Below are 14926 nucleotides of genomic sequence, written 5' to 3'. Positions count from 1 at the left end.
GGCCACCGGCCGGGTGACCGCCGCGACGGCCCGCACCGGCACGACGCTCAGTCGCGGTCGCTGTGGTTGCGCGCCCAGCGGCCCCCGATCGGCGGCGTGTCCAGCCGCAGCGCGGCCTCGGTGCCGGCCAGGTCGTTGTCCTCGAACGCGCAGGAGACGCAACTGCCCGCCTCGGTGACCCAGATGCCGTACGCCTGGGTGTCGGCGTCCCGGTGCCAGATCCGGTTGCCGCGCACGGTGGCCGAGTCGAACGGCGCGGCGATCGTGATGCCGCCGCACGCGGGCGGTGAGTCGGGCAGCTCGTACGCCGTGCCGGGCCCCGGCGTGGCGGCGCTCCAGCCGGTGGAGCCGTCCGGGCGCACCTCGGCCAGGGAGAGCCGGTCGGCGCTGTTGTCGGACACCACGGCGTCCCGGGAGCCGACCCGCACCACCTTGCCCCGGTGCCCGCCGGCCGGCCAGTCGGCGTTGCCGTCGGTGACCTCGCGGGGGCCGTACCGCACCGCCTCGCCGGAGCCGGTGCCGGCCGGGGCGGAGCGGCGGCCGTTGTCCCGGATCCGGTTCCCGACGATCGACGTGTCGAGCATCGGCCGGTCGATCCGGATGCCGTCCAGCGCGTTCTCCCGGATGTCGTTGTCCTGGATCACCACGTCGGCCGCCGCGCCCCGGTAGCCGTGGCCCAGGTCGTGCTCGTGGTAGCCGAAGCCGCCGTTGCGGCTGATCCGGTTGGCCTGGACCGCGTACGGGCCGGGGGTGTTGCCCATGCTGATGCCGTCGCCGACGTTGTAGTCGATCACGCAGCCGGTGACCAGGCCGCCGCGCCCGGCCACCCCGGCGGTGCCGTTGCCCGACACGTCGAAGCCGGCCTCCAGGTTGTTGGTCATGGTGCAGCCGGAGACGATCAGCCCGTCCGCGCCCCAGTCGGAGATGCCGAACCGGTTGGCCTGGCTGTGGCAGCCGATGATCCGGATGCCACGGGGCGGGGTCCAGTAGTCCTTCTGCAGCTCCAGGAAGATGCCGTTGGTGCCGTTGCCGATGGTGGTGCAGTTGGCGATGGTGAGGCGCTCCACGTCGCCCCAGCCGCCGATGCCGACGCCGATCCCCGCGCCGCCCATCTGGTCGCCGTTGTCCAGCCGGCCGCACCCCACCGCGACCACCCCGTCGATCAGGCTGTCCTGGAGGAAGTCGCAGCCCAGGCCGGTCGCGCCGGTGTGGTGGATGTAGAGGTTGCGGAACACGCCGCGCACCACGTACTGCAGGCCCAGCCCCTTGGCCAGGTAGTCGTAGGCGGTCTGGGCCACGCCGGAGCCGTCGATCTCGAAGTCGGTGAACGAGCAGTCGGCGATGTGCCGGTCCCGGTCCGCGCCGTGCTGCACGGTGGTCCAGTAGGCGAGCGGGACTGGCGCGCTGCGGTTGCCCTCGTTGCTGAGCAGGAAGCGGGTCGCCGCCGGACCGGCGCCGAGCAGCGAGACGCCGCTGCGCCAGACGGTGCCCGCGTCGCGGATCGAGTACAGGCCGGGCGGGCAGTAGATCACCCGGGCCCGGCCGTCGGCGTCGTACCCGGCGCCGAGGCGGTCCACCAGCGCCGCCAGGGCGGGCTGGTCGTTGGTGACCCCGTCGCCGGTGAGGCCGTACTCGCGGGCGTCGCACCACAGCGGCGCGCCGGCGACCGGGGTCAGCCGTTGCGGGGTGGTGGTGGAGAGGCTCTTGCGGGACACGGGGAGCTCCCCTCGGGCGGACGGTCGGTGGCCCGGACCGCTTTCCCGCTCCCGCCGCGCGGTAACGCCCGCACTCAGGCGGCGGCGCCCACCCGTTGCTCGGCGGGCACGGCCGGGGCCTCCGGGGTGGCCGGCAGCCGCTCCCGGGTCGCCCACAGCACGCCCAGCGTGGCCAGCAACACCAGGCAGGAGCCGAGCATGTGCGCGCCGACCAGCACGGCGGGCAGGTGGGTGAAGTACTGGACGAAGCCGATCACGCCCTGGCCCAGCTCGACCGCGATCAGCACCGCGGCGGCCCGCGCCGCCCGCGCCGCGCCGACCGCCCGGAACGCGAAGTACAGCGCCACCGACAGGCCGATCAGCAGGAAGACGCCGTCGGCGTGCACCTGGGAGATCGCCGCCGGGTCCAGGCCGTTGCGGGCCGCGCCGTGGTCGCCGGCGTGCGGTCCGCTGCCGGTCACCCACGTGCCGACCACCAGCACCGACGCGCTCACCGCGGTGGTGATCCAGGCGAGCGTACGCAGCGGCGCCGGCACGGTCGGGGACACCGGCCCGTCCGGGTCCTTGACGCGCCGCCAGAGCGCGTACGCGACCGCGATCACCGCCATCGAGGCGAGGAAGTGCAGCCCGACCACCCACGGGTTGAGGTTGGTGAGCACGGTGATGCCACCGATGATCGCCTGGGCCGGGATGCCGAACAGCACGCCCACGGCCAGCGGCAGCGTCCCGCGGCGGCGCGGACGGTGCGCCAGCACGGCCAGCACCACGGCGAGCGCGATGATCCCGACCGCGAAGGTGAGCAGCCGGTTGCCGAACTCGATCACCCCGTACACGCCCATCTCGGGCGTCGTGGTGTAGGAGTCCTCGGTGCACCGGGGCCAGGTGGGGCAGCCGAGGCCGGAGGCGGTGAGCCGGACGGCCCCGCCGGTGACCACGATCGCGACGTTCGCGATGATCGAGGCGAGCGCGAGGCGGCGCAGCAGCGTGGCGGAGACCGGAAACCGGACGGATCGCTTCACGGAGCGAATCCTACGCACCGTAGTTGATCCCGATCGGGTGACTCCGGCACCCCGGTGGTCGGAATCACCGGACCCCGGGTTTGCGGGCCCTCCGCGAATTACGTAACGTTGCTGTTGTGAAAAACGCGGCGGCGCTCTCCCGAACGCCGGTGACCGGTCCGGTCGCCGGTGGTTCGCGCGCACGTCGCGGCGTACGGCCCGGCGAGCGGGAGACCGTTCCGGCCGACCTGTCGACCCGCGACCGGGTCACCCAGCTGCTGCTGGAGCGTGGTCCCACCACCGCCGCGCAGCTCGGCACGGCGCTCGGCCTGAGCCCGGCCGCGATCCGCCGCCACCTCGACGCGATGCTCGCCGACGGTGACGTGGTCGCCCGCGACCAGACCGTCCGCGGCAGTCGCGGGCGCGGCCGCCCGGCCAAGGTCTTCGCGCTCACCGAGGCGGGCCGCGGTCGCTGCGGCACCCACCACTACGACAACATGGCTACCGCCGCGCTGCGGTGGATCGCCCGCACCGGCGGCACCGAGGCGGTCGCGGCGTTCGCGGCCGAGCAGGTCTCCGCGCTGGAGACCCGCTGCCGGGCGGCCATGGAGGACGCCGGAGACGCCCCGCTCGCGCGGGCGGAGGCACTCGCCGGCGCGCTGACCGCCGAGGGTTACGCTGCCAACGCGTCCACGATCGCCTCCGGCGGCCAGCTCTGCCAGCACCACTGCCCGGTGGCGCACGTGGCCGCCGAGTTCCCTCAGCTGTGCGAGGCCGAGACCGAAGTGATCTCCCGTCTGGTCGGCACTCACGTACAGCGCCTGGCCACCATCGCGCACGGCGACGGCGTGTGCACCACGCACATTCCCGCCCAGTCCGGTTCCACCGTCACCACTGTGAGGACAGATAGATGACCGAGCAGATCGTCCAGCCCCTGACCCAGGAGGAGCAGCTCGCGGCCCTCGGCCGTTACGAGTACGGCTGGGCCGACCCCGACGTCGCCGGGGCGTCCGCCCAGCGCGGCCTCAGCGAGGCGGTGGTGCGGGACATCTCGGCCAAGAAGAACGAGCCGGCCTGGATGCTCGACCTGCGGCTCAAGGGCCTGCGCCTGTTCGGCCGCAAGCCGATGCCGAACTGGGGCGCCGACCTCACCGGGATCGACTTCGACAACATCAAGTACTTCGTGCGGTCCACCGAGAAGCAGGCCACCTCCTGGGAGGACCTGCCCGAGGACATCAAGAACACCTACGACAAGCTCGGCATCCCGGAGGCGGAGAAGCAGCGCCTGGTCGCGGGCGTCGCGGCGCAGTACGAGTCCGAGGTCGTCTACCACCAGATCCGTGAGGACCTGGAGGAGCAGGGCGTCGTCTTCCTCGACACCGACACCGCGCTCAAGGAGCACGAGGACCTGTTCAAGGAGTACTTCGGCACGGTCATCCCGGTCGGCGACAACAAGTTCGCCGCGCTGAACACCTCCGTCTGGTCCGGTGGCTCGTTCATCTACGTGCCGAAGGGCGTGCACGTGGACATCCCGCTGCAGGCCTACTTCCGGATCAACACGGAGAACATGGGCCAGTTCGAGCGGACGCTGATCATCGTCGACGAGGGCGCGTACGTGCACTACGTCGAGGGCTGCACCGCGCCCATCTACTCCTCCGACTCGCTGCACAGCGCCGTCGTGGAGATCATCGTCAAGAAGAACGCCCGGTGCCGGTACACGACCATCCAGAACTGGTCGAACAACGTCTACAACCTGGTCACCAAGCGCGCCGTGTGCCACGAGGGCGCGACCATGGAGTGGGTCGACGGCAACATCGGCTCCAAGGTCACCATGAAGTACCCGGCGGTCTACATGACCGGCGAGCACGCCAAGGGCGAGGTGCTCTCGGTGGCCATGGCCGGCGAGGGCCAGCACCAGGACGCTGGCGCCAAGATGGTGCACGCCGCGCCGCACACCTCCTCGACCATCGTGTCGAAGTCGATCGCCCGGGGCGGCGGCCGCACCTCGTACCGCGGTCTGGTCCAGGTGCTGGAGGGCTCGACCAGCAGCAAGAGCACCGTCAAGTGCGACGCGCTCCTGGTCGACACGATCTCCCGCTCCGACACCTACCCGTACGTCGACATCCGCGAGGACGACGTGTCGATGGGGCACGAGGCGACCGTCTCCAAGGTCAGCGAGGACCAGCTCTTCTACCTGATGAGCCGGGGCCTGAGCGAGGACGAGGCGATGGCGATGATCGTGCGCGGCTTCATCGAGCCGATCGCCAAGGAGCTCCCGATGGAGTACGCGCTGGAGCTCAACCGCCTGATCGAGCTGCAGATGGAGGGCGCGGTCGGCTGACGCCGCCCGCCCTCCGCCTCACCTGACACCTCGTCGTAGAACAGACCAAGGAAGAGATGACTACCCAGGCTTCCGCACCGCCCACGACCAAGTCGCAGGCGCTCCGCTCGTACGACGTCGCCGACTTCCCGGCCCTGACCGGCCTGGAGGAGGAGTGGCGCTTCACCCCGCTCAAGCGCCTGCGCGGCCTGACCGGGTCGGCGCAGGGCACGACCGGCGCGGTCCGGCACGAGTACGGTGACCTGCCCGAGGGCGTCACCGTCGACCGGATCGGCCGGGACGACCCCCGGATGGGCAGCGTGCTCACCCCGTTCGACCGGGTCAGCGCGCTCGCGTACGGCGGGGCCGACGGCGCGCTGCTGGTGCGCGTCGACCGCGACGCGGTGGTGCAGCAGCCGGTGCGCCTGCGGGTGGTCGGCGAGAACGCCGAGGCGCTCGCCTTCGGCCACACGTTCGTCGAGGTGGACCGGTTCGCCGAGGCCACCGTGGTGATCGAGCACGTCGGCTCGGCCACGCTTGCCGACAACGTCGAGGTGACCGTGGGCGACGGGGCGAAGCTGACCCTGGTCACCGTCGCCGACTGGGCCGACGACGCGGTGCAGGCGCAGCACCTCAAGGTGCGGCTGGGCCGCGACGCCCGGATCCTGCACGTGCAGGTCAGCCTCGGCGGCGACCTGGTCCGGCAGTACACGTCGGTGGAGTACACCCAGCGCGGCGGCGAGGCCGAGCTGTACGGCGTCTACTTCGCCGACTCCGGCCAGCACCTGGAGCACCGTCAGCTGGTCGACCACACCGTGCCGGACTGCCGCAGCAACGTCGGCTACCGGGGCGCGCTGCAGGGCGACGACGCGCACACGGTCTGGGTCGGCGACGTGCTGATCCGCGCCGAGGCCACCGGCACCGACACGTACGAGATCAACCGGAACCTGCTGCTCACCGACGGCGCGCGGGCCGACTCCGTACCCAACCTGGAGATCGAGACCGGCGAGATCGCCGGCGCCGGGCACGCCAGCGCGACCGGCCGGTTCGACGACGAGCAGCTGTTCTACCTGATGGCCCGGGGCATCCCGGAGGCCGAGGCGCGGCGCCTTGTGGTGCGCGGCTTCTTCGCCGAGCTGATCAACAAGATCCCGGTCGAGGACCTGCGCGAGCGCCTGGGCGACGCCATCGAGGCCCGGCTGGCGAAGGCCGGCGCCTGATGCTCAAGATCTGCTCCACCGAGGACGTGCCGAAGGGCACCGCGATCAGCGCCGACGTGGACGGCGTGCAGGTCGCGATCGTGCACGGCGAGGACGACGTGTTCTACGCCGTGCACGACGAGTGCTCGCACGCCGCCGTGGCGCTGTCCGAGGGCGAGGTCGAGGGCTGCACGCTGGAATGCTGGCTGCACGGATCCCGTTTCGACCTGCGTACCGGTGAGCCCACCGGGCTGCCCGCGACCGAACCCGTACCCGTCTATGCCGTCGAAGTCCGTGACGGTGACATCTACCTTTCCGTGGACGGCGACGGCCGTCCGCTGCCGAGCAATGGAGTGACCCGCTGATGAGCACCCTGGAGATCCGCGACCTGAAGGTGTCGGTCAAGCTGCCCGAGGGTGAGCTCAAGCCGATCCTGCACGGGGTCGACCTGACCGTGCGCTCCGGCGAGACGCACGCCATCATGGGCCCGAACGGCTCCGGCAAGTCCACGCTGGCGTACTCGATCGCCGGTCACCCGAAGTACGAGATCACCGGCGGCGAGGTGACCCTCGACGGCGAGGACGTGCTGTCCATGTCCGTCGACGAGCGCGCCCGCGCCGGCCTCTTCCTGGCCATGCAGTACCCGGTCGAGGTCCCCGGCGTGTCGGTGGCCAACTTCCTGCGTACCGCCAAGACCGCCATCGACGGCGAGGCGCCGAAGCTGCGCACCTGGGCCGGCGACCTGCGCGGCGCCATGGAGAAGCTCCAGATGGACCCGGCGTTCGCCCAGCGCAACGTCAACGAGGGCTTCTCCGGCGGTGAGAAGAAGCGGCACGAGATCGTGCAGCTGGAGCTGCTCAAGCCGAAGATGGCCATCCTCGACGAGACCGACTCCGGCCTGGACGTCGACGCGCTGCGCGTGGTCAGCGAGGGCGTGAACCGGGTGCGCGACACCGGTGACACCGGCCTGCTGCTGATCACCCACTACACCCGCATCCTGCGCTACATCAAGCCCGACTACGTGCACGTCTTCGTGGCCGGCCGGATCGTCGAGCAGGGCGGCCGCGAGCTGGCCGACAAGCTCGAGGAAGAGGGCTACGAGCGGTACGTCGCCGGGGCCGGCGCGGCGCGGGCCTGAGACTCGACATGACCTCGATGGCCATCCCGGCGGGCATGCCGCAGTACGACGACGTGCCGCGCTTCGACGTGGCGAAGGTGCGGGCCGACTTCCCGATCCTCGACCGGGAGGTCAACGGTCACCCGCTCGTCTACCTGGACAGCGCGAACACCTCCCACAAGCCGCGGCAGGTGCTCGACGTGCTCGCCGAGCACTACGCGCTGCACAACGCCAACGTGTCGCGCTCGGTGCACACGCTGGGCACCGAGGCCACCGAGGCGTACGAGGGCGCGCGGGCGAAGATCGCCGCGTTCATCAACGCGCCGAGCGTGGACGAGGTGGTGTTCACCAAGAACTCCACCGAGGCGATCAACATCGTGGCGTACGCCTTCTCGAACGCCTCGCTGCGCGCGGACGGCGACCCCCGGTTCCGGCTCGGCCCCGGCGACGAGATCGTGATCTCCGAGATGGAGCACCACTCGAACATCGTCCCGTGGCAGCTTCTCGCGGAGCGCACCGGCGCGACGCTGCGCTGGTTCCCGGTCACCGACCAGGGCCGGCTCGACGAGTCCGGCCTGGACGACCTGGTCACCGAGCGGACGAAGATCGTCTCGCTGGTGCACATGTCGAACATCCTCGGCACCGTCAACGCCACCTCGCGGATCACCGCGCGGGTCCGTGAGGTCGGCGCGCTGCTGCTGCTCGACTGCTCGCAGTCGGTGCCGCACCTGCCGATGGACGTGGTCGACTACGACGTCGACTTCATCGTCTTCACCGGGCACAAGATGTGCGGCCCGACCGGGATCGGCGTGCTGTGGGGCCGGGGCGAGCTGCTCGCCGCGATGCCCCCGGTGATGGGCGGCGGCTCGATGATCGAGACGGTGACGATGGCGGGCTCGACGTTCGCCGCGCCGCCGGCCCGGTTCGAGGCGGGCACCCCGCCGATCGCCGAGGCGGTGGCGCTCGGCGCGGCCGTGGACTACCTCACCGCGATCGGCATGCCGGCTGTTCAGTGGCACGAGAAGGAGCTGACGGCGTACGCGCTGGACGCCCTCGCCGCCGTGCCGGACCTGCGGATCTTCGGCCCGACGGTGCCGGTGGGCCGGGGCGGGACGATCTCGTTCGCGCTCGGTGACGTGCACCCGCACGACGTCGGGCAGGTGCTCGACTCGCTCGGCGTGCAGGTGCGGGTGGGGCACCACTGCGCCAAGCCGGTGTGCACCCGGTTCGGGGTGCCGGCGATGACGCGGGCGTCGTTCTACCTCTACACCACCACCGCGGAGATCGACGCCCTGGTGGCGGGTCTGGAGCGGGTGCGGAAGGTGTTCGACTGATGCAACTTGAATCCCTCTACCAGGAGATCATCCTGGACCACTACAAGCACCCGCACGGCCGCGGCCTGCGGGACGCGGCGGACCCGGCCGCCCGGGTCGGCGAGGCGCACCACGTCAACCCGACCTGCGGCGACGAGATCACCGTACGGGTGGCGACCGACGGCAGCGTGTTCACCGACATCTCGTACGACGGGATGGGCTGCTCGATCAGCCAGGCGTCGGCGAGCATCCTGCACGAGCTGCTGCGCGGCAAGGCCGCGAGCGACGCCGCCGTGGTGCACGAGGCGTTCGTGCAGTTGATGTCCGGGCGGGGCCAGGTCACGCCGGACGAGGACGTGCTCGGAGACGGGGTGGCGTTCGCGGGTGTCGCGCGCTACCCGGCCCGGGTCAAGTGCGCGCTGTTGTCGTGGATGGCGTTCAAGGACGCCGCGGCACGCGCCGGGGTGGGCGTGAGCCCGGAGGTGAAGGCATGAGCGACGAGAACATGACCCCTGAGGCCGGCGCGGTGGCGACGGACGGCACCGCCGTCAACGGGACTGTTGCCGACGGTGCGGCCGCGGGTGCGGCGGCCCCGGCCCCGGCGGGCGGCAAGGCCGCGATCGGTGACATCGAGGAGGCGATGAAGGACGTCGTCGACCCCGAGCTGGGCATCAACGTGGTCGACCTGGGCCTGGTGTACGGCGTCCACGTCGACGACGAGAACGTCGCCACCCTGGACATGACGCTGACCTCGGCGGCCTGCCCGCTGACCGACGTCATCGAGGACCAGGCCCGGCAGGCACTGACCACCGGTCCCGGCGGCGGCCTGGTCAACGACATCCGGATCAACTGGGTCTGGCTGCCGCCGTGGGGCCCCGACAAGATCACCGACGAGGGGCGCGACCAGCTCCGCTCGCTCGGCTTCAACGTCTGACCGTTCCCCGGTCACCGCCACGGGCTTGATCGACACCGTTACGCCGAAGTGGTGTGGTCGGAGTGGCTCTGATGCCGCCACCTCGGCGTAGTGGTGTCGATCAAGGTGGGCTGACGGCACTGCCACAGGCGGCGGGGCCGTGGACGGCGAGATCTTGGTATGAGATCGCCCCTTGGGTGGCCGTTTCCTTCTGAGACCTCCTCGCCTCCCTCATGCCGGGATTCGGCTCCCTCGTTGTGGGAACCTGTCCGCCTTTACGGCTTGATCGACACCATTTCGCCGAAGTGGTGTGGTCGGAGTGGGTCTGATGCCGCCACCTCGGCGTAGTGGTGTCGATCAAGGTGGGCTGACGGCACTGCCACCGGCGGCGGGACCGGGAACGACGAGTACCAAGATCTCCAGCCCAGCCGCGGGGTGCGCGTGCGGGCGCGGGGGAAAAGCGGTCGCGGGGTGAGGGCGTGGGGCGCAGGATGAGCGGGTGATCGAGGCGTACCCGAAGCAGGCTCCTGTCCGTGCGGCCACCGCCGCGCGTCGACAGCGCACCCTGCCCTCGGCCGCCTCGACCCATCATCCGTCGTCGTGACCGGGGCGTTCCTGGCCGGCCTGGTCGCCGGCTACGGCGTCGCCATTCCGGTCGGCGCGATCGCGATCCTCATTCTCGGACTCAGCGCGCGTACCTCGTTCCGGGTCGGTGCGGCCGCGGCGCTCGGCGTGGCCACCGCCGACGGGCTCTACGCCGCCGTGGCGGCGCTCGGCGGGGCCGCGGTGGCGAGCGGGCTCGCGCCGTTCGCGGGTCCGCTGCGGCTGGTCGCCGCGGGGGTGCTGCTGGCTCTCGCCTGCCTCACCGCCTGGCGCGCGCTGCGCCCACCGGCCGCAACGCACCCGTCGAGCCCACAGGTCACAACGCACCCGCCGGGCACGACGCAGGAGCCGGGCGTGCGGGGTGGCCTGGACACGCCGGTGCGGGCGTTCGGCGCGGTTCTCGCGCTGACCCTGCTCAACCCGGCCACTGTGGTCTACTTCGTGGCGCTCGTCCTCGGCCGTGGTGACGTGCTCGACACCGGCCCGCCGGCCGCTGCCGCCTTCACCCTCGGCGTGTTCCTCGCCTCGGCGAGCTGGCAGGTGCTGATCGCCGGGGGCGGCTCGCTGATCGGCCGGGCCCTCACCGGCGCCCGGGGGCGGCGGGTCACCGCGCTGCTGTCCAGCGTCATCATCGCCGCTCTCGCAGTCGCCACGGTGCTCGGCGTGTGACCGACGTGGACCCGGCCAATGTGTCGGGCCGATTGCGGACCGGTTCATGCTCCGTTACCCGGGGATCGGCCGAACCGGCGGTTGCGGCTGACGGAAGGCACCGTTCCGGTCCCGCGTCCGACCACAGGTGTGCTCGGCCGTCAGGTCGGCCGTCGCCGCTGAGCGAAGCGCGGATCCCGTAGGCCGGGACGGCCCGGATCACCGTCCAGGTAGAACCACATCGTCTTTGCGGGTGATGTTCGGGCTCACGAGTGGTCCTAGGGTCACGGAACAATCCGTGGACCGTTCACGTACGTCCGGTCATCCCCGCCGGTCGTGTGCCGGTCCACACCCGACCGAACAGGGAGAAGACTTGAGGATCATCCTCGGGCGCCCGCCGCGCGACGGGCAACCCGCCCGGCGCGGACGGACCGCTGCCCTCCTCGTCGCCGCGCTGGCCGCGGCGACGCTTCCCGTTCTCGCGGCGCCCGCGCCCGTCTCCGCGGCACCCGCCGTCCACGGACCGTGGCAGAAGGTGGACGGCAAACCGGCGGCCACCAAGGCGGGCCGCAACGCCGCCGTCAAGGCCAAGCGGCTGGCCGCGTACAAGCTGGACCGCGGCACCATGAAGGGCCTGCTGGACAAGGCGCCGGCCGAGGACCGCGTGGCGGTGGCCCGGGTGGCGAAGCAGGTGGTGTCGCTGCCCGCTCCGGACGGCACGTTCCAGCGCTTCGAGCTGGTCGACTCGCCGGTCATGGAGGCCGGCCTGGCCGCGAAGCACCCGGAGATCACCACGTACGCCGGCAAGGGCCTGGACGACCCGACGGCGACCATCCGCGCGGACCTCACCCCGCTCGGGTTCCACGCCTCGGTCCGTTCGGCGAAGGGCAACTGGTACATCGACCCGTACTACCAGCGCGACCAGAGCCTCTACGCGAGCTACTTCGCCCGCGACCTGGAGCACCCCGAGGGGGAGTTCGTCGAGCGTGAGGACGTCTCGCAGGAGGCGCACGCGCTGGCCGAGGAGATCGCCGAGGCGGAGGTTCCGGCCGGGCCGCTGGTGAAGCTGCGCACCTACCGGGTGGCGCTGGTGACCGACCCGTCGTACGCCACCTACTTCGGCGCGGAGAACGTCACCGCCGCGAAGGTGACGCTGATGAACCGGGTGACTCAGATCTACGAGGACGAGACCGCGATCCGGCTCGTGCTGATCAACGACACCGACAAGACGAACCTGAACACGCCGGCCCTGGCCACCGAGCCGAACGGCCCGTGCGGCGCGGCGGCCTGCTTCACGCCGGCGCAGCTCACGTCCTGCGGCAGCGGCACTCTCAGCCGTAACCGGATCGTGCTCGGCCAGCTCGTCGGCGCGAGCAACTACGACGTGGGCCACGTCGGCCTGGGCGTCAACGGCGGCGGCGTGGCGAGCCTCGGCGTGATCGGCGGCAACGGCAAGGCGCAGGGCTGCACCGGCCTGCCGACGCCGGTCGGCGACTTCTACGCGGTCGACTACGTCTCGCACGAGATGGGTCACCAGTTCGCCGGCAACCACACGTTCAACGGCACGCAGTACAACTGTTCGGGCGGCAACCGCAGCGCGGCCAACTCGTACGAGCCGGGCAGCGGTTCGTCGATCATGGCGTACGCGGGCATCTGCCAGCAGGACAACCTCCAGCCGCACAGCGACCCGTACTGGTCGCACCGCAGCTACACCGAGATCACCAACTACGTCACCTCGAACCGTCCGGCGATCAACGAGGTGCAGAACGTCTCGCTGTACGGGTTCGACGCCGACGGCGACTCGTTCACCGTCAGCTACGCGGGCAGCGACTCGGCGCCGATCGTGCGGGGCGTCAACTACACCACCGCCGGCATCAAGGCCGCCATCGAGGGCATCGCCGGCTGGCCGGCCGGTGCGACGGTCACCGTGGCGGCGTTTGGCGGCAGCGGCACCCTCAACGACAACGGCTTCCAGGTGACCTTCGGCGGCACGCTGGCCACCACCAACGTGGCGTCGCTGGAGCTGACGAACGTCTCCGGCGCCTCCGGTTTCGTCGGCGAGACGGCCAAGGGCGGTGCCATCGACAACGGCGGCTGGCTGGTCGAGGAGACCACCAACCACGCCCCGGTGGTCACCGTCCCGGAGACCGTCACCATCCCGGTGCGTACGCCGTTCGCGCTGACCGGCAGCGCCACCGACGCCGACGGCGACACGGTGACGTACCTGTGGGAGCAGAACGACAGGGGTGCCACGACCGGCACCGCGCTGACGAACAACACGAAGGTCAACGGTCCGCTGTTCCGGGTGTTCGGCGAGGCGGCGATCGTGTCGCCGACCGACACGCTGAAGTACCACTCGCCGGGTCTGAACTCGGTCACCACCGACTCGACCCGGGTCTTCCCGGACATGGCGCAGATCCTGGCCGGCAACACCAACGCCGCCACCGGCACCTGCCCGGCCCCGCCTGCGCCGCCGGCCACCGGTGGCGCCTCGAACGTGCCCGCCGAGCTGGTCGACTGCTACTCGGAGTTCCTGCCCACCCGCGACTGGGTCGGCATGGCCGGTGACCGGACCCTGCACTTCAAGCTCACCGCCCGGGACGGGCGACTGGGTGGCGGCGGCATCGGCAGCGCCGACGTCGCCGTGGTGCTGGCGCCGGACGCGGGTCCGTTCCTGGTGACCTCGCAGGACACCGCGGCCGTCCTGGACGGCGGCTCGACCCAGACCGTGACGTGGGACGTGGCCGGCACCGACGTGGCGCCGGTGAACGCCGCCCAGGTGAAGATCTCGCTGTCCGCCGACGGCGGGCAGACCTTCCCGTACGTGCTGGCGGAGCAGACCGCGAACACCGGAACCGCGACGGTGACGCTGCCGAACGTGGCGACCGGGAAGGCCCGGATCAAGATCGAGGCGGTCGGCAACGTCTTCTTCGACGTCAACGACGCCGACTTCACCATCCGGTCCGCCCCGGCCGTCACCAGCACCGCCCCGGCCGGCGGCGTGAGCGTGCAGTACAGCGACGCGCTCTCGCCGGCCGTCACGGTCACCGCGACCGACGGCGACACCGCCGGCGCGGACCTGAGCGCTGCGGCCACCGGGCTGCCCGCCGGCCTCTCCCTGGCCGTCACGAGCACCTCGGCGACGGACGTCCGGCCCGGGTCGCGCACCTGGACGGTCGCCGGCAGCACCACGGCGGCCCCGGGTGACTACCCGGTCACGGTGACCGTGTCCGACGGTTCGGGGCTGACCGGCAGCACGTCGTTCACCGTCACCGTCGCCGCCGAGGACGCGGCGGTCAGCTGGGCCGGTGACACGCTCGTGAACACCGCGACCGGCGGCACGTCGGGCCAGGCCCTGCTGCGGGCCGTGCTCCGGGACAGCTCGGTGCTGCCCGGCGCGACGGACACCATGGCCGGTGACATCCGTACCGCCACAGTCACCTTCACCTCGGGTGGCGTGACGCTCTGCACCGGAGTGCTCGACCTGCTCGGCACGGCCACCACCACCGCGTCCGCGGCGTGCACGGCCACCCTGCCGAAGGGCACGCACACCGTCACCGCGACGGTGGGCGGCAACTACACGGGCAGCACCACCGCCCAGGTCACGGTCGCCGTCTCCGACGGCGGGTTCCTCACCGGCGGCGGCGAGTTCACCGCCACCCGCTCGGCGGGGACCTACCCGGCCGACGTGAACTCCACAGTCGAGGTGGAGCTGAACGCGAAGCCGGGCAAGGCGAACAAGCCCGCCACGGGCAAGGCCGAGGTCGAGTTCCGCTCCGGCGGGAAGTCGTACACGATCGAGGCCGGCACCGTCGACGCGCTCGGCGTCACCTCGGCGGGCAAGGTCGCCCAGGTGCGCTACCAGGCCGCCCTGTACGACAGCAAGGGCAAGCTGGTGGCCTCCGGTCTGACCCTGGCCGTGACGGTGACCGACCGGGGCGCACCCGGCAGGAACGACACCGTCGGGGTGACCCTGTGGCGGGGCGGCTCGCTGCTCTTCTCGTCCGACTGGACGGGCGGCGCGACCGCCGAGGTCAAGCTGAAGGGCGGCAACCTGACCGTCCACTGATCACGCGGCAGACGCGCGGGAGGGCACCGGC

Annotated in this window: 12 protein-coding genes; 10 read left to right on the top strand and 2 right to left on the bottom strand. The window is 71.5% G+C overall.

Translation table 11 applies throughout. The annotated features are described in order from the left end of the window. Positions 1-47 precede the first annotated feature (47 nt). Positions 48-1715: a right-handed parallel beta-helix repeat-containing protein gene (locus ACN27D_RS03250; protein WP_121685540.1), complete on the bottom strand. Its 1668-nt coding sequence runs from the start codon at positions 1713-1715 to the stop codon at positions 48-50. A gap of 74 nt (positions 1716-1789) precedes the next feature. Continuing rightward, positions 1790-2752 (bottom strand): COX15/CtaA family protein, encoded by a 963-nt coding sequence (locus ACN27D_RS03245; protein ID WP_421498506.1) that lies wholly within the window; start codon positions 2750-2752, stop codon positions 1790-1792. A 98-nt stretch (positions 2753-2850) separates the two neighbouring features. Here ACN27D_RS03245 and ACN27D_RS03240 point away from each other — a divergent pair, with 98 nt between their 5' ends. The 10 genes from ACN27D_RS03240 to ACN27D_RS03195 all read left to right on the top strand — a co-directional run bounded on the left by ACN27D_RS03240 (position 2851) and on the right by ACN27D_RS03195 (position 14895). Further along, positions 2851-3627 carry a helix-turn-helix transcriptional regulator gene (locus ACN27D_RS03240; RefSeq protein WP_357381045.1) on the top strand — a complete coding sequence of 259 codons (777 nt, stop codon included), beginning with the start codon at positions 2851-2853 and terminating at the stop codon, positions 3625-3627. Continuing rightward, positions 3624-5054, top strand: coding sequence for a Fe-S cluster assembly protein SufB (gene sufB, locus ACN27D_RS03235; protein ID WP_013287447.1), 1431 nt, complete (start codon positions 3624-3626; stop codon positions 5052-5054). Before ACN27D_RS03240 ends, sufB begins: the two co-directional genes overlap by 4 nt. Positions 5055-5110: 56 nt before the next feature. After that, on the top strand, positions 5111-6253 hold the full coding sequence (gene sufD / locus ACN27D_RS03230; protein WP_393377184.1) for a Fe-S cluster assembly protein SufD: 1143 nt from the start codon (positions 5111-5113) through the stop codon (positions 6251-6253). Continuing rightward, positions 6253-6597, top strand: a complete 345-nt coding sequence (locus ACN27D_RS03225) for a non-heme iron oxygenase ferredoxin subunit (RefSeq protein WP_120568930.1) — start codon at positions 6253-6255, stop codon at positions 6595-6597. The genes sufD and ACN27D_RS03225 overlap by 1 nt, the downstream gene beginning before the upstream one ends. Continuing rightward, positions 6597-7370 carry a Fe-S cluster assembly ATPase SufC gene (sufC, locus tag ACN27D_RS03220; protein ID WP_421498505.1) on the top strand — a complete coding sequence of 258 codons (774 nt, stop codon included), beginning with the start codon at positions 6597-6599 and terminating at the stop codon, positions 7368-7370. The genes ACN27D_RS03225 and sufC overlap by 1 nt, the downstream gene beginning before the upstream one ends. A gap of 8 nt (positions 7371-7378) precedes the next feature. After that, positions 7379-8683: a cysteine desulfurase gene (locus tag ACN27D_RS03215; protein ID WP_421498504.1), complete on the top strand. Its 1305-nt coding sequence runs from the start codon at positions 7379-7381 to the stop codon at positions 8681-8683. Beyond that, entirely contained in the window at positions 8683-9156 is a 474-nt protein-coding gene (gene sufU / locus ACN27D_RS03210) for a Fe-S cluster assembly sulfur transfer protein SufU (RefSeq protein ID WP_252449348.1), read from the top strand. Before ACN27D_RS03215 ends, sufU begins: the two co-directional genes overlap by 1 nt. Before the next feature lie 11 nt (positions 9157-9167). Beyond that, the gene (locus ACN27D_RS03205; protein WP_421501103.1) at positions 9168-9596 is read left to right on the top strand and encodes a metal-sulfur cluster assembly factor; all 429 of its coding nucleotides are present in this window, start codon (positions 9168-9170) and stop codon (positions 9594-9596) included. 579 nt (positions 9597-10175) lie between these two features. Then, positions 10176-10847: a LysE family transporter gene (locus ACN27D_RS03200; protein ID WP_421498503.1), complete on the top strand. Its 672-nt coding sequence runs from the start codon at positions 10176-10178 to the stop codon at positions 10845-10847. 352 nt (positions 10848-11199) lie between these two features. Beyond that, positions 11200-14895 (top strand): M12 family metallo-peptidase, encoded by a 3696-nt coding sequence (locus ACN27D_RS03195; RefSeq protein ID WP_421498502.1) that lies wholly within the window; start codon positions 11200-11202, stop codon positions 14893-14895. Positions 14896-14926 lie beyond the last annotated feature (31 nt).

Origin of the sequence: Micromonospora sp. WMMD1274 (assembly GCF_049179035.1) — a bacterium.
GTDB lineage: Bacteria > Actinomycetota > Actinomycetes > Mycobacteriales > Micromonosporaceae > Micromonospora > Micromonospora tulbaghiae.
The sequence above is the reverse complement of the archived record's forward strand: the minus strand, read 5'-3'. Positions and strand labels throughout refer to the sequence as shown.